Here is a 25829-nt window from a genome sequence, read left to right as displayed (position 1 = left end):
AGTCATTTGCGCAGCAACCTCAGCCCATTGCCGACCACCAGCAGGCTGGCGCCCATGTCGGCAAACACCGCCATCCACATGGTGGCCTGGCCGGTAAAGGTCAGCACCAGGAATACGGCTTTGATGCCGAGCGCCAGCGCAATGTTCTGCTTCAGAACACCCGCCGTAGACCGGGACAGCCGCACAAAGGCCGGGAGCTTGCGCAGATCGTCGTCCATCAGCGCGACGTCGGCCGTTTCGATCGCCGTGTCCGTCCCGGCGGCCCCCATCGCGAAACCGATATCGGCCCGGGCCAATGCAGGCGCGTCGTTGATGCCATCGCCGACCATGCCGATGGTCCCCTGTGCGGATAGCTGCTCGATTTCGCGCTGCTTGTCTTCCGGCAGCAGGTTGCCCCGAGCTTCGTCGATACCGACCTGCTGAGCGATCGCCTCTGCGGTATGCGGGTTGTCTCCGCTCAACATCAGGGTTTTGATGCCCAGCGCATGCAAGTCCTTGATCGCTTGGCGACTGCTGTCCTTGACGGTGTCGGCCACACCGAACAGCGCGCGTACGCCGTCCGGACCGATCAGCATCACGACCGTTTTGCCCTGAGTTTCAAGCGCGGCAAGGTTGGCTTCCAGCGCCGGCGAGCACACCGCGAGTTCCTCGACCAGGCGATGGTTGCCCAGGTGATAGAGCGCACCGTCGATATAACCCCGGACGCCACGCCCGGGCAAGGCCGCAAAGTCGGTAACGTCGCGCAGGGCTCGACCTTGGTCCCGCGCCGCGCGGGCCACCGCCTGGGAGACTGGGTGGTCGGAGCGAACCGCCAGACTGGCGGCGAGCCTCTCGGCGGCCGAAGTGTCCGCACCGCTCCAAGCCACGACGTCGGTCTGCGCCGGCTTGCCATGTGTGATGGTGCCGGTCTTGTCCAGCGCCAACCATTTCAGCTTGCGGCCTTCCTCGAGATAGGCCCCGCCCTTGATGAGGATGCCGCGCCGCGCGGCGGCGGCCAGACCGCTGACAATGCTCACCGGCGTCGAGATCACGAGGGCACAGGGGCAGGCGATCACCAGCAGCACCAAGGCCTTGTAGATCCAATCCAACCAGGAGGCACCGAATAGGAGCGGCGGGAAAATCGCCACCAGCAGCGCGACCGCAAACACGATGGGCGTGTACAACCGGGCGAACTGGTCAACGAAACGCTGCGTAGGTGCACGACTGCCTTGAGCGGCCTCCACAGCGTGGATGATGCGCGCCAGCGTGGAGTCGCTTGCCGCCGCGGTGACACGGTACTCGAACGACCCGGACTCATTGATGGTGCCGGCGAACACCGGGTCGCCTTCAGCCTTCTCGACCGGCAGGCTCTCGCCCGTGATCGGCGCTTGATTGACGGAGGAGCGCCCCTGCAGGACCGAGCCATCGAGCGCGATACGCTCGCCCGGCTTGACCCGCACCCGGCTGCCAACCGCAACGGTCTTGGCATCAACGTCGGACCAACTCCCATCGCTACGCTGAACCGTGGCGGTCTCGGGCGCGAGATCCATCAGACCACGAATCGCGTTGCGAGCGCGGTCAAGCGAGCGGGCTTCGATGACTTCCGCCAGCGCGAACAAGACCATCACCATCGCCGCTTCTGGCCAGTGGCCGATCACCATCGCGCCCGTGACCGCAATCGACATGAGGGCATTCATGTTCAGGTTGCGGTTCTTGAGTGCGATCCAGCCTTTCTTGTAAGTGGACAGCCCGCCGGTCAGGATCGCGGCCAGCGCCAGGATCACCACCACCCAGTGATTGCCGCCGTTGAGCCAGTAGACCACTTCTGCCAGCACGGCGTTCGCACCGGCAATGGCAAGCAGCCACCATTTGGTGGGCGCAGCATCCTGGACGTGAGCGGGTGCGGCAGCAGAGGTGTCACGGACCTCGGCATCGAAACCGAGCGATTGAATGGCAGCCAGCACTTGCGGTAGCGCGTCCGCAGCGTGCTGAACGGCGAGTGTGCGCTGTACGAGATTGAACTGCATGCCTGACACGCCGGGCATACCCGTCAGCTTGCCGCGAATCAGCGTTTCTTCTGTCGGGCAGTCCATCTGACGAATGGTCAGGACCGTGCTCTGCCCGGCGGGGCTTTCATCCGCGCGAACCGCCCGCATGCCGATAGCTGAGAGCGCCTGGTCGATCGGCGCCGGGGATGGCAGCCGGTGCTGGACGGCCAGCGAACGCTGCATCAGGTTGAACTCAAGGTTGACCACGCCCGGCAGCGCCGCCAGCTTATTGCGAATGAGCGCTTCTTCCGTCGGGCAGTCCATGTTGTCGATCCGGTAGCGAGATCGTTTCAGGTCGACAGCCGCCGTATCGCCGTCCGCCGGCGTCACCATGTTGGCGGCAGCACAACCGCATCCCTTGGAGCCGCAATCACTCACAGCATCTCCTTGTCGCTTGAAATGGATCGGACTCAAGTACACACTCTATAGTTACTATAGAGTCAAGATCTCCCTGTCCGACATCATGAGCATTCAGATTGGCGAGCTAGCCAAGCGCACAGCCTGCTCGGTTCAAACCATCCGGTATTACGAGCGCGAGGGCCTCTTGCTCCCGCCGGACCGCAGCTCGGGCAACTTCCGGCTGTATGGCGAGCGGCACATCGAGCAACTGCAGTTCATCCTCCACTGCCGGTCGCTGGACATGCCGCTGAACGACGTGCGGACGCTCCTGCGCTACCGCGAGCGACCAGACGAGGATTGCGGCGCGGTGAACACCCTCCTAGACAAGCACATCGAGGAAGTCGAGCGGCGTATCGACGCGCTGACGGTTCTAAAGCGCCACTTGTGCGTTCTGCGTGAAACCTGTTCCGATGGGCGAGCCGCTGAAGCCTGTGGAATCCTGCAGGGGTTGTCCGACGGCGGCTGCGCATGCGCTGGAGACGTCACGCACCCGCACTGACACGGGGGGGTGTGGCGAGGTGGGTTCGCAGCATGACCGCACCTCGGCCGCTTGTTTTTCGGTCAGCGCGATATCCGCGTCGCGAAACATGAATTACAATCATTCTCATTTAAAGCCATTTCTCCCGCTTCGCCGGTAGGCTCTTCATGCAACTGCAGCGCGTCGTCTCCCTCATCCTGTTTTACCTGCTGACATCGGTCTCAAGCGCGTACGCCGACACGCTGTCCACCCAAGACAAGACCAAGCAAGTCTGGCAGTTGCTCGACTATCTGGCGGTCGATTATGGTCGCTCCGTCAAGGACGGCCAGGTGGCCAATGCCGACGAGTACGCCGAAATGCAGGAGTTTGCGCATGCGGCGGAACGTCAGATTGCCGAGTTGCCGGCGGGGCCGCAGACGCAAGCCTTGCTCAAGGATGCAGGGGCATTGCGCACGCTCATCGCCGACAAAGCCGCACCCACCGTCGTCGGTGAACAGGCACATAAGCTCGCGGACAGCTTGCTGGCCGCCTATCCGGTGCCGATGGCGCCCAGCAAGGTGCCGGACCTCAAGCACGGGGCCACGCTGTATCAAAGCCAGTGCGCGTCCTGCCACGGCAGCTCCGGACACGCAGATGGCCCGCTGGCCGCCAAACTAAGCCCGCCGCCCATTGCCCTGGCCGACCATCAGCGGGCCCAGGAGCGCAGCGTCTTCGCGCTCCAGCAGATCATCACGCGCGGTGTTGAGGGCACCTCCATGCCCAGTTTCGCGCAGCTCACTGACGACGATCGCTGGGCGCTGGCTTATTTCGCGTCGACCTTGTCGTATTCCGATGCGGATCGGCAAGCCGGCGCCAAACTGTGGGCTTCCCGCCCGGAGCTGCATAGCGCAGTGCCCACACTCGCCAAGCTCAGCCAGACACCCGAGGCGTCGCTCGCCAAGACAGTCAGCCCGGATGCGGCACGGCAATTGACGGCGTATTTGAGAAGCGCGCCGGACGTGCTGAGCGCCTCCAATACAGACAGTCTCGCGATCGCCAAGGACAAACTGAAAGAAAGCGTGGCCGCCTTCGGCCAGGGCGATAAGGCAACTGCCTCACGCCTAGCGCTTTCCGCCTACCTCGATGGCTTCGAGCCGGTTGAACCCGCCTTGGCCGCCAAGAACCAGGCACTGTTCCAGGACATCGAAAAAACGATGGGCCTGTATCGCAACGCGATCACTACCGGTCAGGCCGAGCAGGTACGGGACATCGCGCAGCATCTGCAGACGATGCTGACTGAAGCCCAGGATGCACTGGGTGGCACTAACGATCCGCTCTCTACGTTCCTGGGCGCCTTGACGATCCTTCTGCGTGAAGGCCTGGAAGCGCTGCTCGTCGTGGTCGCCATGATGGCCTTCCTGAAGAAGGCCGAACGCACCGACGTGCTGCCGTACGTCCATGCGGGCTGGATTGTTGCGCTGGCCGCCGGTGGGCTGACCTGGGCCGTCGCTACCTACCTGGTGGACCTGAGCGGTGCCAGCCGCGAGATGACCGAAGGCTTCTCGGCAATCTTTGCGGCCGTGGTCCTGCTCGGCGTGGGCATGTGGATGCACCAGAAGAGCCTGGCCGGCCGCTGGCAGGCCTACGTGAAGCAGAAGCTGTCCTCCGCGCTGAACAAGCGCTCGGCGATCATGCTGTTCGTGCTGTCGTTCGTGACGGTGTATCGCGAGGTGTTTGAGACCGTGCTGTTCTACGCCGCGCTGTGGAGCGAAGGGAACGGCATCTACCTGCTGGCCGGCTTGGGTTCGGGGATTGCGATCCTGGCGGTCATCGCCGTCGTTCTGCTGCGCTCCTCCGCGCGCCTGCCGATCCGCCAATTCTTTGCCTTCAGTTCGGCCTTGGTTGCTGTCCTGGCGGTGGTGCTGATCGGAAAAGGGGTCGCTGCACTGCAGAAAGTCGGCTTCCTGCACATCACGCCGATTTCGATGCCACGCATCGACATGCTCGGCATTTATCCCTCCGTGCAGACGGTAATCGCACAAGTGGCGATCTTGTTCATTATTGCGCTCAGCATCGCGTATAACCTACGATCGCAGAAGGCATCGAGCAAAGCGTAGTCCCCACCTGTATTTGACAGTTCAATGGCGGATATCGACAGGTATTTGCAGGCTGCGACCCGCGATCACACGCGGCGCAGCTATCAGTCCGCCATCCGTCATTTCGAGCGGGAATGGGGTGGCTTCCTGCCGGCCAGCGCTGACAGCATCGCGCGCTATCTGGCCGAGCACGCGCAGGTGCTCTCCATCAATACACTGCGCCAACGGTTGGCTGCGATCGCGCAATGGCATGTTGCGCAGGGCTTTCCCGATCCCACCCGAGCACCGCATGTCCGCAAGGTGCTCAAGGGCATTCAGGCACTGCACCCAGCGCAGGAGCGGCGTGCCAAGCCGTTGCAGCTCGCCCAGTTGGAGCAAATGGTTGCCTGGCTGGATACGCAGGTCGCCGCCTCGTCTGAGGGCAACGCCCATCAACTCCAGGTGCATACCCGCAACAAGGCGCTGGTGCTGATCGGCTTCTGGCGGGGCTTCCGGTCGGACGAACTGAGTCGGCTGCAGATCGAGCACATCACGGTGGAGCCCGGCCGGGGCATGACGATTTTCCTGCCGCGCACCAAGACGGATCGCAACCATGTCGGCACGACCCACAAGGCGCCCACGTTGTCGCGCTTGTGCCCAGTCGCCGCCTACGAGGCCTGGCTGGCGGCGTCCGGCCTGACTGAGGGCCCGGTGTTCCGCAGGATTGACCGCTGGAGCCGAATCGCCACCGATGGACTGCAGGCCAGCAGCATCGTGCCTTTGTTGCGCGCGCTGCTCCATCGCGCGGGACTGCCGCAATCGGACCGCTACAGCAGTCACTCGCTGCGACGCGGCTTTGCAACCTGGGCGAATTCGAACCAGTGGGATCTCAAGATGCTGATGGAGTACGTCGGCTGGAAGGACGTACGCTCGGCCATGCGCTATATCGACGCGGCCGACCCCTTTGCACAGCATCGGATCGAAGCAGCGCTGTCGGTCGCACCGCCGCCGGGCATTGCAGGCTGACAGGTTCGATCAAGCGGACCTCTTCAATTGCTTTGGCGAAGCGACCTTGCATGACCCGCTAACGGGCACGATTGGGGTTGACTAGGGCGCATGAGACGTGACGCCGCACCCGCACCAAGTTGTCCGTCACGCTTGGCTTGCGCGTCGCCGAGGTGCCGCCTCCAACAATGCGTCCTGGTACTGGTGGATCGGGAAGCTCAGAATGCCCCGGAAATTCACATGTGCGAAGTGTGCCGGCCCCATGCGTCGGAGCCAGTCATCGTCGACGCGTTGCCCCTTACCGCGCCATGCGTCGACTGTGACTTGCATCCGTTGCGTGTTCCAGCCGATCACCAGATTCGTCAGCAGCGTGAGCGATCCGGAAATCGCCATCATCTCGTCCTGACGCCGCCCACGATCGTGCTGGACTTTGCTGGAGTAGATGGCCCGCTGGAGCTGGTGTACCGATTCGCCACGGTTGAGCAGCGTGCGCAGCTCCCGCCGAAACTCGCTGTTGCTGAAGAAATCGCACAGGAACAGCGTGCGCAACAGCTTGCCGAGGTGATCGGCTGCCCGGTGGATCGGGTCGCCCTGGGCAGCACTGCCAAATCGCTGCAGCGCCACGATTGCGCTCACGCGCCCAGAGTGAATGGAGGCCACCAGGCGCAGCAAACCATCCCAGCCTTCACGGATCGCCTTGGGCGAGATGTCGAGCGAGACGGCACCCTCCAAACCGTCTGGCACCTGCAGGCCGCGCGGCAGGTACAGCTTGCGCTCCGACAGATTGCGCAGCCAGGGACACAGATCGAAGCCGAGCAACTTGGCTACCGCCATCCCCACGTTCGTGTATCCATGGGTATCCACGGCAAGACGGAGCAACCCGCCGTCGGCGCGGGTCTCGTTGTGGCGCATCACGCCTTCGATCGCAACGCCAGTCTGGCGCTCGTTGAGCACCATGGGCTGGTTGTAGACGATCCCGTGCTGGTCCAGCACGTGCGTATAGATCCCGACAGCATGGGTGCGGCGGCGTGGGTCGGCGCGAGCGTAGAACAGGTGGGGTGAGGTATCCAGGCTCATCGAATCGCTCGACGCCAGTTGCCCCGTTCCCCACAGCTCGGTGATCGGGTGCGTGCGCTGGAATTCCACCACCCGCTCGTTCGCACGGCGCAGCCGCCCAGGCATCTCCAGGGCGCGCATCGCGGTTGAGACGTGAGCGGGGTCCAGTTGCGGGATCATGGCCGCCACACCCTTGGCATCCAGTTCGGTGCCGTGGGCAATGAGCCCTGCGTAGAGCGCGATCAGTTCTTGCGAGTCTCTGGCCTTGCGGGCCAGCAGCACTTCACTGAAATTGGTACGCGCATCCATCTCCAGGATCATGTCGGCAAACTGCGCGTTGCCGATGTCCTTGAACAGCAGATCACGGGTGCGCGTGGGTATGCCGTCCGTGTCCGCCGCTTCGAGCGGCGACTGATGGAGCACGCCATTTGCATCAATGGTGAAGTGGCCGGCTTCGCGGGCCTCGTTCAGTGCGGCGAGACTCGCTTTCAGGTGGTCCGTCAGCCGGTTGAGATAGGTGTCCGCTTGGCTCGGCAAGCCGAGCGAGGACAGATACCGGTCACGTTCGGCATCCCACTGCGCAGGTGGGATCAGCAACTGATCGCGCTCACGGAACGACAGGCTGTGGTTGATCCACACCGTGCCGCGGCGCAGCCCTCGGCGCAAGCCCAGCATCGCGCTGGCTTCCATGGCGCGCATCGCGCGCTGACGGTCTTCGCTGTTAACCAAGTCGCGCCAACTGGCACTGACTGGCACCTGGCAGTCGGGCGGCAACTCCGTCGCCCCTCGATCATGCAATCTGCCGACGAACTCTAGCTGCTGCACAGCAGGATCGGCGCCGTTGCTGGCAAACTCCAAGCCGCGCAGAGCAGTCAGGAGATTGCGGATACGGTGTGGGTCTTCGGTGAGCGTCTCTCGCACACTGGCCGCGTGGCTCGCGGGTGGTTTGGTCGAGAAGCCCTCCAGCAACTTGCCGATGTCGGCCAGCCGGTCTTCCGCTGAACGACGGGTATCGTCAACCAGCGCTTTGATGTCGACCAACTGCTGCCGGTATTCAACCGCCGAGCGCACTTGCTTGGCCGTGGTCTTGTTGTAAGCCCGGCGGACCAGGTCGGAAACGCGCCGCCCGGATTGGTAGGCCATCGCATCCGTCAGCTCCAGCAGGGTCACACGCAGGAAGAACACCAGTTCGATCGTGCGCGTGGAGGTTTTCAGTTCGCGGACTTTGGCGGGGCGGCGAGCCTGGATGCGCTGGCCGTAGGCGCGCTGTTTTTCGATGGGGACAGCATCGAATGCCCAGGTATGTGCGCCGAGATCCTTCAGGAAGCGGATCTTGTCCAGCGTCTCGGTCATGGTTGACGGGCTGTGCCGGGCTGGTGGGGTCTTGAGCCATTCGAGTATGGTCGTACCCGATGTTGCATGCTGAACGAACACAGCCGCTTCGGCCTGTGCGATCTGCGTTAGCGGAACAACCGCCTCAATCATGGCCAGCAATTCGCGCTCGATGCCGGCCCAAATGGAGCGGGCAATATCCAGCAGTGCGCGGGTAGAAGGGATCAGAATCCGTCGCTCATACAGCCAGAAGTGAGCGTGCTGGAGCAACTCATCGATCGTCAGCGATTCGGCGGCATCCTGCCGCATCCAGGCTTCCAGCCCAGTCCACTGGTCGCCATCAAGCCGCGTCAGGCCAAGGTAGTCGCATGCCCAAACCTGATGTTCGTAAAGGGTCTTGTATCGCTGATAAATGGTGCGCAGCGAAGCAATGGTTGGCGTCGACACCCCCAGCCTTGCGCCGACATAGCGCAGCAACTGCCGGGGAAGGGTGTTGAGTTGGTCGAGGGTATGACCGCTGGCGCGAAGAAAGACCAGTTGGATGGCGGCTCCTGCGCGGCCGTCACGCCGGAATTTCTGGTTGATCGCGAAGATATCGCTCTCGGTCAGCGCGAAGTAGCGGTCGACGTCGAACTCTGACAACCGCGTGGGCAAGGAGTCCTTTCCCACATAGCGAAATTCCAAGCCCGGCATCTTCAGCCCCCATCAAGGTGGCGCGATCCGAAATCGCGGGCGAACATCGTACTCCTGAAGTCACTTGAGGACAGCAGACAATTGTCGACAAAGACCTGGGAGCCTTATGAATAAAGGCCTTGTGGGGAAACCGCCAGATTTTGCACGAAAAGTACGATTACCCCTGAACGGGTGACGTGCCAAGCGCCTGGATGTGGACATGCCGTCTACAAGCGAATCCATGTCGTCCGTCACGACGGTCTTGTCAGAGTGTACGGGTCCGATTGCTTTGATCGCTTATTCAGGCACATAACCAGGGCGAGTTCTCCTCGCTATGGCAGCACCATTGGTCGCTTGCTTAGTGCTGATGAGCGGCAGATTCTTGCGCAGAATGCAGAACAACTGGTCGCGCGATTTGAGGCGGAGTTTCAGCATGCGCAGGAAAGGTTGCGCCGCCACTCCCGCGGAGCGCGCCCGCTTGTTCAGTCCGTGCGGACAGGCGCAATGTTTATTGCGAGGCCGTCGGCTGCGCGTGACGTGCCGGCACCGGGACCAACAGCCGCAGAACTGGCGGCTGTCGAGAGCGAAGCAAAGCAGTTGGTGCGGGCAAGGTATGGTGTTGATCCTGACGCACCAGGCTGGCAGGGACTCGTCATGGCATGCCAACGCGAGTTGCTCGCAAAGCTGGCAGATACAGACGCCCTACGGGAACGGACCTCAACGATGGACGGGACGGGCAGTCGAGAATGAACAACTGCTTCCGTCCACCAGCACGTCGATGTGCCTGACAGTCGAAATGTGCTCTATGGTTAACATAATATACATTATGCGCGTCAGGACGGTAGGTTTACGGCTGTTGCGTTGCTGGGCGCTCGAGGCTGCTCTTTGGCGCTACGCTGACCTGGTTCACCGCTTCAGCTGCTCAAAATGGCTTAGTAAGTCAGATGGCAATGACTGCTTGATCGAGTTGAGACGGCCTGCAAAGTATCTCGCGTCAAAGTGAGCACCAAGTTCGCACAGGGCTCTGCACACATCCCACTTCTTTGTTTCAATGGCTTTTGCTAAGGGCGTGGAAAAATCAAGTGCTTGCACATTCAGGTCCGCGTATCTTGTCGACAATAAAAACACTGTCTTCTGTTCAAAGCCTGTCGGCTTGTAATCGTCCTCGCACAAGTGCCACAGAAGGTGTGTAGCAGATTCCTCTGAAAACTCTGGTTCGTGCTCAGTAATCAGGTGGCATAAGAGATCAAATCTACTGGCAATGGCAAGGAGATGTTCTAGTTCCACGCCGTCACTGTCGAGATGGTTTACGAGACTTGGTCGGTCGCTAAGAAAATGGACCGCTGCAGCCAGCATTCGCCTATCCAACAATTCTCGGTAAAGCACCGAATCGTCTAACGCCCTTCCGGGCTCCTCTACAAGTTGCTCCACCGCTTCCAAAGCAATCGTCAAGGCGGACTGCAGCGCAACCATTGGTGAGGACTCAGCGGCAATCACAACATCTCGCAGGTCGTCCGCCAATTCGTCTACTGCCTGGCTGTCATCTTCCTCTTCGAGGCCTGCTCTGAGATCCCCCATATGCTCATGGAAAGCAATAGCAAGCAACTGCGGCCCCAATACCTGCATATGCGGTTCAATCCACCGATTGAAGATGTCTGCCGCCCACCGCATCCTTTCTAGAACACTGAGGTTTTCGTTCCATGATCGAATTGCATCACGAAGCTCGGGCTCACGCTCCACGACTGCACTCAGGAACTCTGATTCCATTAACTCGCCGGGGCTAACTTCCAACTTGATCTCGCCCGTATCGATTTCGGCAACTAAGGCCCCAGGCAACCCAACGATAATGTCGCCTTCCGAGTCAATATCCTGACCAAGAAGAACTCCCCACTTGGCCAGATTTGGGTCTGCAAGTGGCGCAAGGGCTGCAAATGCGTCGAAGATGCTAGCGAACCTTGCAATGACTAAAGAAACCGTATCGTGATCCTTCGGTGGGATGTAACTGCTGACCTTCCATAATGTGTGATAGGGCCCCTGGATTGCGGTCTTGCCGTCCAAGGTTATGGCGTTCACGCACGGTTTAGACTCCATTCCGAAGCCTGCCGCCGACAATACACCACTGTCCAAGGCAAACGCCGCCTCTGACGTGGAAATACCGCCGATCATGCCCACGCTCGAAAACATCTTGGTGATGGCGAGGATCTCGCTGTCGGCACGCGCTCGATCAGACTCCTCGCGAAAGGCTGGATCAACTAATACTGCGATACCGTTGACGAGCGCAAGATCGAGTGACCGCTCCTCCAGGATGGCCTGGACTCCGGAGAAATCGGCAGCAATTCGGCGGATCTGCCCCGGATTTTGATGAACCGGAAGTCCTGTACTTCGAAGCCGCCTTCCTGGTTCATGGCTTCCAACCAAGAATCGCACATGCAGCTGAGCGTTGCCGAGTAGAAATGGCAGTGAAAGCAACCACTCGCCTTGATCGGGGAAAAAGTGATCTCCAAGGAGAGCGATGGTTAGCTCAGATTTCTGAGCGAGCCCGGGCCTGAATGTCATTATCCATAGTGCAATCGCAACCGGCAGCTCCATAGCAGCCATTGCGGCTTCAAGATCACGTTGCTCCACTGGAGGCCAAACTTCTGCCAAGTACTGCAGCGTCAGGGACTCTAATGACTGGTGCTTTTCAAGAGGGCTCATCGTTCGGATCAATAGTCTAGGATGCTGCTTTGAAGTTCAAAGTCGAGCCGTGAGAGTTTGCAGCAACCAAGCGTTGCTCGGAAGCATAGTGACAATCCAGAGCATGCCGCAAGAGTAATCGTGTCGCAGAACCTCGAGCGATGCCAACGCTATCGTGCGTCCCTAACTCAGGGGGCTTGAATAGGAGCAACCGGTTCCATGATCTGGAGTCCAGATTCATCGACGTACAACGACTCTCGTCCACTTCGCATCTCAAATTTAGGTGATTGACCAGTCATGATCCTGTTCGAGCTAGCACAATTCTCTGAACTCCCCTCGTTGCTAAATGACGAAACGCGCGCGATGTCGTTGTACGTCATGCAAAACATGCACGGGCTGATCAAGATCGGCCGTAGCGGCAATCCAGCTCAGCGCCAGCAACAACTGCGAGTGGTCGGCCAGTGTGCGATTAGCCTTGTCGCTGTTTTTCCTGGCGCTGGCCATTTCGAGGAGCTCGCTCACTCGCAACTGAGGAAGCACCGCGTTGCATTCGAATGGTTCCGAGGCGACCGTCTTGCTCGTCGAGCCGTCGAAGATTTGTTCGGTGAACAGTTTGTCTGGCCCTTTGAATACCAACAGGATGCGGCCACAGCTTGGATCGAACGCCAACTCGACGCAGGTGTAGATCGCTACTGGCGCCGCAGGGAGCGACGAGTGATCAAGCTGCTGAAGTCCGCTGCGTTGGGGATCGGCGTCTGTGCACAGTACGGTGATGGTCACTACCAGCTTGACGCGGACATTGGCTTGCTACAGGGCTACCCGACCGTCTGTATCGACTCGCGCAAGGGTGAAACGATCGTTACCGGGCAACGGGACGGCGATCGCAAGCGAAGCGAGGTTCCCCGATACACCCGCTCGATGGACGATGCACAGACCCTATGGCTACCAGACGTCGTAGTCGAACACCAGGCCACCTATAGGAGGCCTGTCGACTGTTGTCTCGCCGCGCTTTGTGATCGTTGGGCACTTGATGTTGAGCGCCTTGCGCCAGCAAGGGCTTGGAAATAGGCCGCGCGGAGTTCATTGGCTCGTCGCTTCGCACCTGCCCCTATGCTTGGTTGCGGGTGTTCAGCCGCGGAGCGGCGCAAGGTGTCTAGAGATTAAGCCTGCCCGTTAATTGCATTTGGTGTGCGCAGGGGGTATAGACGTCTACAGCGGCGACAGCCGATTCATTGCGCCTGGCTGTCAACTTTTTGCTCGACGCATCGGATTCCCGGCGGCTTCATCTAGGAGCCCAACTTGACTCCTGTGAATGCCACCTGGGCTTAAACAGGGCGCCGATCTTCCGTGGCCCATAACCCGCGTCGCCGGGCAATCCGAAACAGCTGGTAGTCGGTCTCCAGGCCCATCCAGGAGCGCAGATCGTTCTGACTGGTGTTCGCCACCAGGTTTCTGAGCGCGAAGGTATTTCTCAAGATCGCTGCGCCTTTGTCGGCGCCGGCATAGCCAACAGCGACGAGTGCGGTGCTAATCAACGAGTACACGCTGTTCTCAGCGAGAGGCTCATCGATTGGATCCGGATTCAATCCGCCCGTGCTGGATGGAAACAAGAAGGTCCAGTCGTCCCCGCGAAGATGCAGGCACTTAATCCAGTCGGCCAACGGCTCTACGCACCATTCAGCCAGCGGAACGTCGTGCACTTTTCGCGAGCCGCTAGGAGTGGCTGGAGTGACCAGGCGTTTTTTTTCACCCTTGGCCAAGTGAACATCTTGCAAACGCATATGAATGCCTTCGTACAGCGTCAGGCCGGCACCCGCAAACAACGCCAACATTGCCCGATTCCTGCAAGCGGTCCAAGTGTCGGTTGGCATTTGGAGAATGTGTCGCCGTAGATTTGCATCCTGCTCCGCATCAAGACACTCCGGAAGCTTGTCGGCCGACCTATCAGCACCTCGCTCACTAAACTGCTTGAGCAGTTCCGACGAAGGGTTCGAATCACGCAACCCAAGCGAGACAAGCTGATCGATCACGTCACTGATCAAGCGCACATAACGCTGGGACGTACTTCGATTCGGCTCACCGGTCCCTGCACTGTTGGTGAGCGACGCCAAGAACAATTCGATTTCTGCGCTACCAACGGTGAGTACCGAGAGAGGAACCTCACGCGCATATAGAAACTTCAGGAACTTGCCATACATGGCTAGCCGCTGCTTCCGCGTTTGATCGCTCAACGCTTTGCCGTTGGCATTGCAAAGCTCACTCTGCCACTGTTCGAAGGCGGCGGTGCTCGCTGAATCCCAATTCAAAGTCTGATCGCTCATTGCTCTCGGTTTCCGTCTGTGTTCGAGGCGGCTGAAAACGACGCTTTTGGACTAAGCTCGATGCTGAAGCAGTTGCTCAAGCCTTCCCGGCACGGCGCCCTTGTCGACACCCTTCGGAAGGAATGCGTCTGGATCGTTCGCAGCATCTCGCAGGCAGGCAACTACCTCATCAACCTCCGCGGGCCGATTCTCCAGCTTGCATGTCATAGCGAGTCCGACAAGCAACGCCCGATCGTGTTCGGGCAGGCTGTCGATTGCTGGTAACACGAGTTGCAATCTTTCCTTTGCTCGCTCCCCTGCACTACTACCGGCTTGGTGCCCCAAGAACGCGCCACCAGCTGTCAACAGGACAGCAAGAGCCAGGAGTCCTTTCCATTTCGATCGAATACTGTTCCACATAGTGCGGTCACCGCCTAAGAGCCGCCGGCCGTACGCTCAGCAGCGAAAAAAATATTCCGTTAGGAAAACACGTACACGTTGAAGAACTGACCAACCTTGCTGACGTCACGTTCCACCACAGCCGTTCTCAACATTTCAAGATGCTTGGCCATGGTCTCTAGTGAGTAGGCCGAGAGCCCAGGCTGCGCTTCGTCAAGTCGATCTTGATGCGTTTCGCGAAGATAACCTGCGTCATGCTCAGTTTCATCGAAGGGTTGCGCGAGCTCCTTCAGCGCGCGCGCTGCGATGGTCAGAACGCCAGGGGCACTAATCACCATCCCCCCTCCCCTGTTCGGACGACGTGCCGCTTCCAATAGAAGTTCTCCCAGGGCACGCATGTCAATGTTTCCGTTCCCACAAGCTGCTCGCGAATCCGTGCTTACGTCACTGGGAAGGCGCGGATGTTCCACTCCCTCGAATACACCAGGTGGAGCGTCAGGCCAATCCCGCCGGATTGCAGCGAAATCGCCCTCCTGCCAGCAGCGTAAGAACTCAATGCCTTCGGTCGTCTGCACTGCAAATTGAATCGCTGCAGTAGCGGCGCTGTCAGACTCAGCCATATTCTTCCTCTCCTCTATTCGCCAGCTGCAAGCGCAGTGCGAGCGGGCCCCTGTTCTTTGAAAGCTGGTTTTGGGCGAATCGGAGATTCGCCTCAGCTTTGGGTTACAAGCGCCTGTGCGTATATAACCCACCTTGCAGTAACCACTCAATCACCCTAGTGGAATCTCGGCACCGGCCGCAAACACTGCTTCGTAATCACCCATACACCGCTTCAAATTCTGCCTGTCAACTACGCGGATGCAAGTCTACTCAGCGCTGCCTCCGAAAACCCTTCGGTTCCTGTCAAGAATCAGCAGCGCTGGTGGCTAGGAGCTGACAATCTATTCAACCCTAGCCTGGTGCCCTACACTTCGTCGCGCAACCGCGTCGATTACATCGAGGAGCGTATGAACAGGAAGGATCTGGCCAAGGCAATTGCGAACCACAGCAACACTTCTTCAGCGCAAGTCATCCGCTGGTTGGACGCATTTGAAAAGGTGGTTGCCGATGCTGTTGCAGGGGGCGACGTTGTACAGATCATGGGCTTCGGCACGTTTTCGGCTACACGACGACGCGCACGAAGCGGCCGCAATCCTGGTACCGGAGAGAAGATTCAGGTTCCGGCTGTAACAACCGTTCGATTTTCCGCCGGCAGCCGTTTCAAGCAGGCTGTAAACCGCGAGCGGAATTCACCGTAGACAATTTTGTCCACGTGCTTATGCGGCCCAGCCAGCGCGAACATACCGGCGAGCCGATTCCTCGCTCCCACGAACGACGACTGACTCGTCGTTCAGCATTCCCGGGATGTCGTAATGCTCGACGAAGTCCGCCAGGCTCTCACTGAGTTCACGGTAGTTCACGCGCCTGGTGTCCAGGACATCGAACTTGAGTATCTCGCCAGCGTAGGAGCCCTCAGTGAGTTCCGCGCCAGCTCGTTCGATATCAGCAAACTTCGCCTCGATGACTCTCCCGACGGCGAATTGAATTGCTTCCGCATCGAATTCGGACGTGAGTCTTCGGGTACTCTCAGCAGTGGCGACTCCCTCAAGCGATTTGAGTACGAAGACGAGCGAAAACGACGGCGGAGTATCCGCCTCGTCGTGCCGCGCGATGATCCTGCCCCAGTCCATTGAGACCGTTGCAGCCGGCTGGCCAAGCTCGGCAAGGAGCCCCTGGCGACGTGCGTCATAGGAACGATGTCCTTTCCGAATGCCTAGGCACTCGAGTTCCTGAACGACAATGTCATCAAGCAGGAACTGAGGAAGCGCAATCTGTGGCCAGCGCCTTATGTCTTCGGGTTTCAGCCCATTGCGAATGAGTTGTGCAGCTTGCTCACGCGATTGAACACGGATCGCCATGTCTCTCCTGGGCCCTTAGCCTTGTACTGGTCTTTGTCTGTCGCCCCACCCGAGGGAGGCCGCAAGTATCTTCTCACCGGCTTCTTCCCCCTGCCATCTCGAAACGCGTCGTATTGGCGGGCTTTTTCCAACTGCAGTAGCACACACCTTTATCGATCTGGCACGAGAATGAAAAAAGGCCACCCCGGGGGGGGGTGGCCTTGTTCACGCTAATACGATCAAGGATGCAGTTAGATGCATCCGTCGCAGGACTGCCGTCCTGAAGGGCAAGCGCTGCTTTACTGCGTCACCGGCAGTTCCCGACTGGGGATTGCCAATCCACGCTTAGGCGGAACCTCGCGCAACTTTGGTAGCACCAAGACGTTGCCGCGCCTCCGCGCAGGCGTCTGCAAGCAAACCGCGGGACAGCCCTTGGAAGTCAGTTTGCCCGACTAGATCCTCCCACCGGCCGCTCGATGAATGTCCGCCGCAGTGTGCAGAGCCGACTTCGATACCGGCATGCTCGATCACAACCGACACAGCGACTGCGCTGGAACGGCCATTGGCGAATTCGAACAAATCAATGACGTCGAAAAGCGCTTCGCCGCTCTCAGGGGCCGGGAAAAACTCGTCACGGTCGACGATCACCTTCGCCGTGATGTCCCCGATCTCCCGGCGCACCAGCACTTCAGCGCCATAAGGCGATGACTCGAGTATGGCGTACCCTTTGTTCCGTAGGTCCATTGAGACATTGACGATGTCTTCCTTGACCGACGAAAGCAAGAGACTCATGGCCTTATCCTCGGCCAGTGTGAGCTCCGTATCGAAACTGCGGTCAGCCTCCATCGAGTTCTCGTGCACATAGTTGCTACTACGCAGTGCAGAGATGCTGATCGTCTCACCCTTGTCGATCGCGGAGAGAGCGAGCCCAAGAAATACCGGGCGGTCGCGCAATAGCCGCTTTGCGACAACACGATCAGCAATCTTGCCAGTGAATCGCATGCCGTCACCCTGGCAGTGCGAAAGGCTCCACAGGATGTCATCGATCGGGTACCCCAAGCTCGCCAAAACGAACTGGAAATATTGCTTGATGATTTCGTTCATGATTCCGAATCTCCAAAACAATAGGGGCCGACGATCGTCGGCCCCCAATATGCACACGGGTTACTTCACATAGATCGCGTCACCGAACATCGCTGCTGCCGCGAGCAATGCCGGGAACGCGAAAACGACGAGTACCCCACCAAACACATGCACGTTCATTCACTTCTCCTAGAAGAGGCGAAGACATGCTCCCCGATGCTGGGGAACAAAGTCCCCGCAACGGGTTGAAAAATGTCATTAGAGCAGCCAGTTCACGGCCCCTTGGAGGGACGTAACCGTGAACACCAACTGCATCGCTAGCAGGCCGAACGCCCGCTTCTTCAGCGCGAACACGATCCAAAGGACGTTGGAAACGAGCCAGATAACCCAGCCGTAGGCTGAGTACGCAGACTTCTGCGCCAACACCTCCGCACCAAGTACGCCTAGGCCGGCGCCGCACCACTCAACGAGCAACAGCGGCCGCGCCCAAACTTCCGACTTCCACAGCCGAAGCCGTTCACCGATCGACCGCATCAATTGTGAGGTCATCGAGCGGCAAGCCCCAGGATCTCCTCATCAGAGAGCAAGGGAACGTCGTCATATGCCTCGATTGGGATGAATGCATGGATCTCCGCAGTAGTCTGCTCGGGCATGCTCTCCATCGACATGACAGTCGTGGGTTCCGAGAACTTGCCCGGTCGACGAGACTTGGCCACGCCTTTCTGAGCTCGCAGTTCTGCGCGCTGGGCACGCTCAATTCGGCGTTGCTCTTTCACATACTGCTTCTCGAACGACTTGCAGACCGTCGCATAGAAAGGGGCCGGATCGTAGTTCGGAACATCCATTGCGACCGTCGAAACCGTAAAGAAGTCTCGTCGATTTGATGGATTGCGCCGCGCCATTTCTGCTTCGAACGCCGACTCCTTCACCTTGCCCCTTGGGGGAGTTTGAGTAACAGGCATTACGCCTCCACGAAGTACTCGGCGAAAGGAGACGTCGGGACCATCTTGGTGAAGCCCTGACTGGAGAACTTGGTTTCGTCCAGCAGAAGCGACTCATCAACATGTGCCTCGAGGTCTTCTAGGTAGTGAAACCGGAGGAAATCGCCTTCCGGCTTCACGATCCCCTTGTCACCGATGACCTTTCCGAACTTAAAGCCCATAACGAGGGTTTCGCCCTCGGCGTAGGCCCTCAATGCTGCGTTATGGACATCCTGAAACTGCATGATCTTGATCCTCCTGTGTACGCCACAGGCAGACCCACTTCCCGCACGGGAAATGTGTCTCCCGTGGGGATTGACTGAATGCGTCAGCTCGCATCTCGGACATTTCGTCCAAAATTCCTTCCCGGCATTTTTTGCGCCTGTTGCCAGACCGGTTTGCCAATAGCCCTCGCTCGAAGGTCATTGGCGAACCCGGTCGAGGGTTCGCGGCAAGTCTTTCCGACGTCGCGTGTCAGCTCGTCTGGTTCAGTTCGCTACCCGGACGAGTCTCCACGTAGCGCGAATATGAGCCGTCTCCATTGAGAGTGCGCATGAACGCCGGCGCCGGACCATAGAACAGCTCCATGTGGGCAAGCTCAGCGGCGAAACAGAAAGCCGTCGGACAGCTGACAAGGATGCAATCACCCTCTGCGTAGGTGAACACCTTCCGCTGAATGACGTTGACCCACACGCCAAACCATTCGGCGTCCTGATCGGTCGAGTACCGTTGGTACTCACGCAGCGTTGCGTCGAACGTGAAGCTTGAGCTTGGCCTAAACCAGCGCTCGACCTCGTTGCCGCGCTGATTGGTTTCGCGCGGTGCGGACTTCAGTGCACGCTTCAAATGTCGGAGGCGTCGCTGGCCACGCGCGTAACTCAAACGAGTATTTGGTACACCAGGAAACCAAGGATAGTCAGCGCGCCGGCGGTACAGCTCTTGCCGGGCCAGTAGATCGTCGATCAAGCCCTGCAGCTCGGTCTTGTTGAGGCGGCGGGAACGGCTGCACAACCGCTTCGGTTTGCTGCTGAAGGAGTTATGAATTGAAGGCATGGTTTCTCGCTGGAAGATGCAGAGAAAGCCATACCCAGCGCGGGAATGGCTTCCCCGCTTGGGTGATGTAGATGCGATGCCGCAAAACAAAAACTGAGTTTTTCGGCGTGCGACGTGAAACTGCAGAAACTGTCGGCCGCGCAGCAACCTACAGTCTTAGGCTAGTGGCCCTAGCTGGCATGACGAGCGTCGTCGACACTCACTATGAGACGAGGATACCTCACCCTGTTCACGGGCGTCAACGAATTGAGTTCCTGTTAGGAAGCTCTATCGCGGCGCCAACCTGGCGGACAAGCCGGCTTCTGAACCGATCGGCTCGACGCTGCAGCAACGAAAGCCCCCCCTCTTTAGTTGGGTGCGCGCCGTCAAAACTTAGTTAACCGGTAAATATCGCTTAATACCGTCTTAAGCATCTTTTATTTCTGGACGAAAAAGGTGTAGATAACCTTATTACCCCCCTCCACCGGGGTATTAAGTTTAGTCTCGATAAGCTCGATATTTCGATCTATTAACATTTCCCTGGAATCGTGTTGATACCCAGGAGCCCCACTTCGGTGGGGTATCGAACCTAGCGGTAACTGAAAGGCAGGCCTCAAACACGGAAGTTACAACATTCGTCAAGTCGCGCAACTCGACGTTGACCCTATAGCGGTTGGAATACCCCCCAGCTTGGAAGCCGATTCGATGTTTCTCATCGAACGGCAGGCTGACAGAATCAGCCCATGATCGCATCTGAACTGTTCTTCATGGGCTTGATGGATGTCTCCCTGGATTCACGGGAGGGATATCGGTCGATCTTCCACTATTGGGAAAGCGAAAAGTACCGCGGCGTTGATGAAGTCGTGCGACAAGAAATTCTTGCCGCTCCGACATTGCGTGAACTCAGGAAGATGCTTCGGCGGCTACCTGAGACGTGGCGCAAAGATTGGAAACAAGTGCGCGGGCGGGTGTTTAGGAGTGCTCTCTTGTATGCGGTTGAGAGCCACCCCGACCTGCAGAATGAACTGGTCGAGCCCGGCAGCCTGATCGAAGCATGCAGTAGCTGGGGAATTCCAGATGCCTTCGTGATGAACGAACTCAAAGCCGTTCGTCAGGAGATCGAGAGTCCTTTCAGATTGTTGGCAATTGGGTCCGTCGACGCACCACCCGAACACGTTCAGGTAACGCTTGAGCGATTGATTGGCAAACGCAGCGACTGCCAGTACGTGACCTTTGCAGGGCGACGAATGGATGTCGGACTACATCTTTGGGCTGCCCAGAAGATGTACCCCATTCATTACGTTAGAACGAAGTTGAACAGTGGAATCGATGGACATGTTGTACAGCAACTCATTGCCAAAAGCACGCACGTTGTCTTCTTCACTCGTGAAGGCACAGCTCCTGACGCGGATTACATCGAACGAGCTCGACGGCAAGGCTGCTCGGTTCGACTCTCCCAGTACGCCCCGCCTAACGTTGGTCGATCCGTCACCGCAACGGGTGCCCGCACTGGACGCTCAGCCGCTGCCGGCACGTCCAGCACAACAACGCAGCGACGACCTCTTCGAGTCGTTCAAAAGTCGGGGGTTTAGTGTCTTGCGCGAAAGCGAAAGCGCTATCGGCCTGATCAAGCACGTGCGCTCAAAGGGCCGAATCGCCTACACGATTGACCTCACGATTAGCCTCGATAGCAGCGCGACAACGATTGCTGCCGAGGGCGCGTACTGCCTTGCGCTTGAGGATGACATGCAGTTTATCTGTCGCTCCTTCCCGCTCGAGGCGCCGGCCCGCGAGATCGAGGCCTATTTCGCCCGCGAATACGACCCGCAAAAGCACGCTCCGCTGGATTGAGTTCGCTTGGGCGGCAAAATCGCCTTCTTCCATCGGTGCATTGAGCAACAGCCTTCTGGCCAAACCGATGAGAGGATCATTTGTCCGCCAATCCTGAAGTCCGCATCGGAAGTCTCCGCATAAGACTCGCTGCCTTGCGCGAAGCGCCGGCACGCTACTCACACGCGTTCGCAGAGGCGAAAGTTGATCCCGGCCATGGCTGGTGCCTCTGTGGTCCAGTTCCCCAGCGACTGGTGATCCGACGCAAGTCAAACAGTGGCTCGGCTGCAGTTTTCTTCTTGGCCGGCTGGCCAGATGAAGGTGAAGCTCATGACGTTCTGAGCTGCCCCTTCTACAAGGAACCGGAGCATGAGTCGGGGCAGTCTTCCGAAAGCAAGTCATGCTTTTCTGAAGACGCAGACGGGACGTTCCACATCACTCCGGCCTACTCGGTGTCGCTCAAAATCAATGCGGCGACGCGCACCCCGGATCCCATCGAACAATCTGACAAACCCTCGACATCGACACGCGGATCCACGCTTCTCGCCACGCTCCAATATCTTTGGAACAAGGCGGGGCTGCATCGCTGGCGAGCAGGCTGGGAACGAGATTGGGGCCGAGTGCGATACGAACTGGAATTGACCGCGCAAACTGGGAAAATCGGGAAGCGCTCACTGCCTGACGTTCTGTACATTCCTCCACGATACTCGCCGGCATCGGCCGACCGGAACAAGGAGTTACTGAACGCTCGCCTTGAGCCGCTCTTCACTTCCACGAGAGCCTATCTGGACGCCCAAGCCAGGCTTGCAGCCGGCAAGTCGGCGACGGCCGTCAAGGAAACGCTCTTCATCATTGCTCCGCTCAGATCGGTCAAGCCGGGAAAGTACGGCAGCCATGTACTCCAACTCGGACACATGGGCCAACCGGTGTATTGCAAGGCGCCCCTTTTGGCGCGACTGGAACGAAGGTTCGGCCGGGTGTTGAACACACTATCGAGCGGAGAAGGCCACGTTGTAGGCATTTTCCAAGTCGAAGGAACGACGCACGGGAATCTACAGCTGATAGATGCCGGCCTCTTGCGCGTGTCGACTCGGTTCATCCCGGTGGAATCCTCGTACGAGGAAACGGTCGCAGACGCACTTGTAGCCGCCGGCCGCGACTTCACCAAACCCATCCGCCTTGAGATCAGCGACGACACCTTAGCCGGAAAGGTGCTCCCCGACTTCATTTTGTACGACACGTCCGCGCGCCGATGCTACATGGAGATTTTCGGGGTGCAAGGGCGCGAAGACTACGATGCGCGCAAAAAAGAGAAACGCCGTTTCTACGAACAGAAGGGTGTAATGCTGTGGGATTGGGATCTTTCCTCGACTGCTGAAATGCCCACACTCCCGACTCGAGTCGAGGGACGCGCAAGCCCCACCTAGGGAAGGAGCGTCGCCGGCCGCCTGGGCCGGTGTGGGGTGCTGCAGCATAGCGTCCTACTCGCTCTTGCACTCCCATTGCGCATTCGCTACAGTTGGCTCGGGCCTATCGCCCAGGGCCCTCGCCCCGAGTTGCAGCCGACTCCAGAGACGCGACCAAGTGTCGCGAAAAGCATTTCGATCGACAAGTGATCTCCATCGTGGGGCTTCGCTTCGTAATCGGCTGAAAGCGAAGAACAAGCGGAGATTTCTATGTCGTTCCAATTGCGCCGTCGCGCAGACCTTCGGGCGAGCATGCTCGCCATCAAATCGGCAATCGCCGAGAACATCCCTGTCAAGGAACACCATCTGAATGAAGCGATCGCGTTCGGCTATGGCCTGCCGACGTACGCATCGCTGGTTGCCTCCCTTGCGTCAGGTCACACTTATGCGCCAAGCGATTTCCGACACCTCGCATTTCTCGAGCACTTGGAGACGTTGTCGGACGACCGCCCTATGGCTGAGTCCGCCGCCGCAGCCGCCTGCGGTATCACTATCCAAATCGACATCACCAAACGCTCGCCGGAACGCCAACGCTCTGACGACTATCTCGACATCGCATACGACGTTGATCTGATGGTGAACGGACTGTCACCCGAATCGCTCGAGGCCTCCCCCACCTTTTTGGTCCCGTCGAATTTCGGCGGGCCACACATCCGCCTTGCGTCTGCTTCGACGCACAAGGTAGACGGTGAGTTTGCCGTTACGCGCAACCGCAACAAGCGCGACCTGGTGAGCGTGAAACTGATCCGTGGTCAGTGGGCGGGCGGTCTGTTCCTGGACATTCGTCCAGATGCGGACGCTGCACGCTACCTTCGCTCTGCCAAGGCGGCCCTAGTTCGGGAGATCATTCAGGTGGTGAATCCATGGGTGAACTGTCGAATTTTCCGTCCGGACGCGTACGATTACGGCGCGTGGCGCGTGGAGATGTCGCTTGGCCAAGCTGGTTTGGCCGCTCTCGGCTCCTCGCGGTTGGTGTTTGACATTCCCCGTCACCAGGAGCGCCTGGTCGTTCCCGACAAGGAATATCTGTTCGACATCAACCCTGCTCAGGCGAAGCATCTCGGACAGTTCCAGGACGGCATTTGGGCCGCTGATGTCTACTCGAACGGCATCTCTGAGGATGCCAACGATGTGAAGATCGACCAGCTTCGCAAGCAGTTTGTGCGCAGCGTGTACCAGAAGCTGGCGCCTGTTTAGGCTTGGCGCCAGAACCCCCGCTCACTGGCCAAACCAGCCGAGCGGGGGACGGTTCGGTCAGCAGGTACGTTGCGAGCCTACGCCTTTCGATGCATCTTCTGGCGTCTATTGTCGGTCGTACAATGCGCTGAAAGAGCCAACGGAGCGGCAATGAAAACCTCGACGACTTCCACCGGCGCCGCAGTGGCCATAGGGGTTCTTGCCATAACTGCTCATGCCCAGAAGATCCCCCCCGCGGACGTCTATACGCCTCCGGCTGGGTTCATCTCCGGAAGCCGTTTCGAAGCGTTACCCGCCCCGGCTCGGCTGCATTACCTGGAGGGGTTGATGGACGGCTTCTTGTTCGCACCGATGCTTGCAGCTCGAGGCGACCTCGACAACACGCGCACACAGAAACTCAGCCAATGCAACGAGGCCATTGGACTGACAGACGTTCAGCTACTCAAGATCGTCGACGAATACATGGCGAAGCATCCGCAAGAATGGGGGGCGCCGATGCATGACTTAGCCTATTCGGCAATCGGTCAAACTTGTTCAAAGGTCGGGCGCTCTATCTACTAGGCATGAAGGCAGGAAGCTCCTCCGAAGCCTTTCGAAGCTGCGGAGAATCACTTTCGGGGTGCCGATTGACCCGGGCCTTTCGATCGCCCAGCACTACATCAGCCAATAGGGGATATCACAGTGGGAGAAGCAAAACAGAAAAGGCTGCTGGCCGCAAGCGGCCAAGAAGCCAAAGCATCAGCAGTTGCGGGCCCCTGGCAACTAAGCGACTCGAATACACAACTCGAACTCGAGGCCTGGTTCAAACAGCGCGGCATCGACCCTTCAAAGCCCGGATTGCATGACACCCCGGCGTTTCTCGTCGCAGAAGCACAAGCTCCGGCGGCAATGAATCTCGTTGCTCGACTTGTCGAAGCAAGAAGCTACTCTCCTGACGAGCTAAAGCACGCTGAGCACAGGATCCTGGTGGCTGCGAGTGCCATCGCAAATCGTGTGGCTCGAGATGGCCGCCCTGGATTGTGCGTTACCGCGTCGAGCGTTCTCTCGAGGATTCTGGACGAGCTTCACGTCTGGAACTACACGGCGAAGAGCAATCTGACCATTCACTTCCCACACTCGGTATCGGCTAGGCCCCGCTACTTCTACTCCATTGATGAAGGCAACTTCATCGCACCTCACGCAATCGTGGTCGCCCCTCCATTCGCGGTGGTAGACGTCACCGTGAAGTACCAGGCATACGACAACCCTGCGATGTCGGCATATCTACCAGAGGTGGCAGCTTCGAAGGATTTTCGCCCATACAAAGTCAACCCCGATGAGCTAGCATCGCCCGTGGCACGCGCCCAACTTAGGCAACTAGGCATGACTGTTGAAGCTTTTATGACGCGCATGAGGTCCTCCACGGTGGAGCTCATGAAGCAGTTGCCACCGCGCGAAATCGAACTTACCGGCGGGCGCCTGGGTTACGCGGTGATGGGCGTGGCGGGCTACCAGGAACAACTCCGTGATCTTCCCTCCAACGCCATGATCGATGGAATGCTGCCGATGGAAATTTTCGAGAAGGACGTGCTGCCAAAGATCTGAATTCACGCAGCATGATGGCTCCCCACCGTCGCTGGCCGGGTGCAAGTCAGAAGCCTATTGCTTGGCAAGCCATTCCCTGTATCGCAATTCGAGCTCATGTTTCACGCCTGCGATCTGCTGCTGCACGGGTCGAGCGTCAGTACGAGCCTCTGCCACGCGCTGCGCTGAATTGATCACCTGCCATGCCGGGTAGTCATGGAAGGGGTTCAGGCCCATCAAATTGCCGTCGAGGCCATTCGGAAGCGGCGGCAGTATCTTCAGGCGGCAATAGAGAGCGCTCGCACGCTGCAGATCCCAATCGGATTTGTAGAGCAGCAACGCA

The 25829-nt window shown here is 58.9% G+C and carries 23 protein-coding genes and 1 pseudogene; 12 read left to right on the top strand and 12 right to left on the bottom strand.

Annotated features, from left to right (window positions below):
* Positions 1-2: 2 nt before the first annotated feature.
* The gene (locus BG83_RS0125185) at positions 3-2405 is read right to left on the bottom strand and encodes a heavy metal translocating P-type ATPase (RefSeq protein WP_024979356.1); all 2403 of its coding nucleotides are present in this window, start codon (positions 2403-2405) and stop codon (positions 3-5) included.
* Between the two features lie 85 nt (positions 2406-2490).
* Between BG83_RS0125185 and cadR the strand changes: the two genes are divergently transcribed.
* The 3 genes from cadR (at position 2491) to BG83_RS0125170 (ending at position 5984) form a co-directional block, all read left to right on the top strand.
* Positions 2491-2925: a Cd(II)/Pb(II)-responsive transcriptional regulator gene (gene cadR, locus BG83_RS0125180; RefSeq protein ID WP_024979355.1), complete on the top strand. Its 435-nt coding sequence runs from the start codon at positions 2491-2493 to the stop codon at positions 2923-2925.
* Between the two features lie 146 nt (positions 2926-3071).
* Positions 3072-5000 (top strand): cytochrome c/FTR1 family iron permease, encoded by a 1929-nt coding sequence (locus tag BG83_RS0125175; RefSeq protein WP_024979354.1) that lies wholly within the window; start codon positions 3072-3074, stop codon positions 4998-5000.
* 24 nt (positions 5001-5024) lie between these two features.
* Positions 5025-5984, top strand: coding sequence for a site-specific integrase (locus BG83_RS0125170; protein WP_024979353.1), 960 nt, complete (start codon positions 5025-5027; stop codon positions 5982-5984).
* 126 nt (positions 5985-6110) lie between these two features.
* On the opposite strand, the gene BG83_RS0125165 is transcribed toward BG83_RS0125170, so the two are convergent.
* Entirely contained in the window at positions 6111-9044 is a 2934-nt protein-coding gene (locus BG83_RS0125165; RefSeq protein WP_024979352.1) for a Tn3 family transposase, read from the bottom strand.
* A gap of 885 nt (positions 9045-9929) precedes the next feature.
* Positions 9930-11720, bottom strand: coding sequence for a hypothetical protein (locus BG83_RS0125160; RefSeq protein WP_024979351.1), 1791 nt, complete (start codon positions 11718-11720; stop codon positions 9930-9932).
* A 276-nt stretch (positions 11721-11996) separates the two neighbouring features.
* Between BG83_RS0125160 and BG83_RS0125155 the strand changes: the two genes are divergently transcribed.
* Positions 11997-12767, top strand: a complete 771-nt coding sequence (locus BG83_RS0125155; protein ID WP_024979350.1) for a GIY-YIG nuclease family protein — start codon at positions 11997-11999, stop codon at positions 12765-12767.
* Positions 12768-13024: 257 nt separating this feature from the next.
* On the opposite strand, the gene BG83_RS0125150 is transcribed toward BG83_RS0125155, so the two are convergent.
* Entirely contained in the window at positions 13025-14020 is a 996-nt protein-coding gene (locus BG83_RS0125150) for a tyrosine-type recombinase/integrase (protein WP_024979349.1), read from the bottom strand.
* Between the two features lie 60 nt (positions 14021-14080).
* Here BG83_RS0125150 and BG83_RS0125145 point away from each other — a divergent pair, with 60 nt between their 5' ends.
* Positions 14081-14284: a hypothetical protein gene (locus BG83_RS0125145; RefSeq protein WP_024979348.1), complete on the top strand. Its 204-nt coding sequence runs from the start codon at positions 14081-14083 to the stop codon at positions 14282-14284.
* Between the two features lie 194 nt (positions 14285-14478).
* On the opposite strand, the gene BG83_RS0125140 is transcribed toward BG83_RS0125145, so the two are convergent.
* Positions 14479-15018 (bottom strand): hypothetical protein, encoded by a 540-nt coding sequence (locus tag BG83_RS0125140; protein WP_024979347.1) that lies wholly within the window; start codon positions 15016-15018, stop codon positions 14479-14481.
* 339 nt (positions 15019-15357) lie between these two features.
* On the opposite strand from BG83_RS0125140, the gene BG83_RS29055 reads away from it, so the two are divergent.
* Entirely contained in the window at positions 15358-15696 is a 339-nt protein-coding gene (locus tag BG83_RS29055; protein ID WP_235193281.1) for an HU family DNA-binding protein, read from the top strand.
* An 18-nt stretch (positions 15697-15714) separates the two neighbouring features.
* Here BG83_RS29055 and BG83_RS0125135 read toward each other — a convergent pair whose 3' ends face one another.
* From BG83_RS0125135 to BG83_RS0125105, 6 genes are all read right to left on the bottom strand, one after another.
* Positions 15715-16356 (bottom strand): hypothetical protein, encoded by a 642-nt coding sequence (locus BG83_RS0125135; protein WP_024979346.1) that lies wholly within the window; start codon positions 16354-16356, stop codon positions 15715-15717.
* 324 nt (positions 16357-16680) lie between these two features.
* On the bottom strand, positions 16681-17439 hold the full coding sequence (locus tag BG83_RS0125130) for a hypothetical protein (RefSeq protein WP_024979345.1): 759 nt from the start codon (positions 17437-17439) through the stop codon (positions 16681-16683).
* A gap of 237 nt (positions 17440-17676) precedes the next feature.
* Entirely contained in the window at positions 17677-17967 is a 291-nt protein-coding gene (locus BG83_RS28110; RefSeq protein WP_024979344.1) for a hypothetical protein, read from the bottom strand.
* Positions 17964-18380 (bottom strand): hypothetical protein, encoded by a 417-nt coding sequence (locus tag BG83_RS0125115; RefSeq protein WP_024979343.1) that lies wholly within the window; start codon positions 18378-18380, stop codon positions 17964-17966. The genes BG83_RS28110 and BG83_RS0125115 overlap by 4 nt, the downstream gene beginning before the upstream one ends.
* Entirely contained in the window at positions 18380-18643 is a 264-nt protein-coding gene (locus BG83_RS0125110) for a hypothetical protein (RefSeq protein WP_024979342.1), read from the bottom strand. Before BG83_RS0125110 ends, BG83_RS0125115 begins: the two co-directional genes overlap by 1 nt.
* A 229-nt stretch (positions 18644-18872) precedes the next feature.
* Positions 18873-19451, bottom strand: coding sequence for a hypothetical protein (locus BG83_RS0125105; protein WP_024979341.1), 579 nt, complete (start codon positions 19449-19451; stop codon positions 18873-18875).
* A 722-nt stretch (positions 19452-20173) separates the two neighbouring features.
* On the opposite strand from BG83_RS0125105, the gene BG83_RS29960 reads away from it, so the two are divergent.
* The 6 genes from BG83_RS29960 to BG83_RS0125080 all read left to right on the top strand — a co-directional run bounded on the left by BG83_RS29960 (position 20174) and on the right by BG83_RS0125080 (position 25507).
* The gene (locus BG83_RS29960; RefSeq protein ID WP_231973456.1) at positions 20174-21022 is read left to right on the top strand and encodes an NADAR family protein; all 849 of its coding nucleotides are present in this window, start codon (positions 20174-20176) and stop codon (positions 21020-21022) included.
* A 4-nt stretch (positions 21023-21026) separates the two neighbouring features.
* Complete coding sequence (locus BG83_RS29955) at positions 21027-21281, top strand: hypothetical protein (RefSeq protein WP_231973457.1); 255 nt, start codon at positions 21027-21029, stop codon at positions 21279-21281.
* A gap of 80 nt (positions 21282-21361) precedes the next feature.
* The gene (locus BG83_RS0125095; protein WP_024979339.1) at positions 21362-22687 is read left to right on the top strand and encodes a DUF1173 family protein; all 1326 of its coding nucleotides are present in this window, start codon (positions 21362-21364) and stop codon (positions 22685-22687) included.
* Between the two features lie 249 nt (positions 22688-22936).
* Positions 22937-23923, top strand: a complete 987-nt coding sequence (locus tag BG83_RS0125090; protein ID WP_024979338.1) for a hypothetical protein — start codon at positions 22937-22939, stop codon at positions 23921-23923.
* Positions 23924-24073: 150 nt separating this feature from the next.
* The gene (locus BG83_RS0125085; RefSeq protein ID WP_024979337.1) at positions 24074-24484 is read left to right on the top strand and encodes a hypothetical protein; all 411 of its coding nucleotides are present in this window, start codon (positions 24074-24076) and stop codon (positions 24482-24484) included.
* Between the two features lie 120 nt (positions 24485-24604).
* Positions 24605-25507 (top strand): hypothetical protein, encoded by a 903-nt coding sequence (locus tag BG83_RS0125080; protein WP_231973459.1) that lies wholly within the window; start codon positions 24605-24607, stop codon positions 25505-25507.
* Positions 25508-25561: 54 nt separating this feature from the next.
* Here the strand turns inward: BG83_RS0125080 and BG83_RS28105 are convergent.
* A pseudogene (locus tag BG83_RS28105) lies at positions 25562-25829 on the bottom strand (hypothetical protein); the annotation flags it as partial.

Source organism: Ralstonia pickettii (genome assembly GCF_000607165.1).
Lineage (GTDB): Bacteria > Pseudomonadota > Gammaproteobacteria > Burkholderiales > Burkholderiaceae > Ralstonia > Ralstonia holmesii.
The sequence above is the reverse complement of the archived record's forward strand: the minus strand, read 5'-3'. Positions and strand labels throughout refer to the sequence as shown.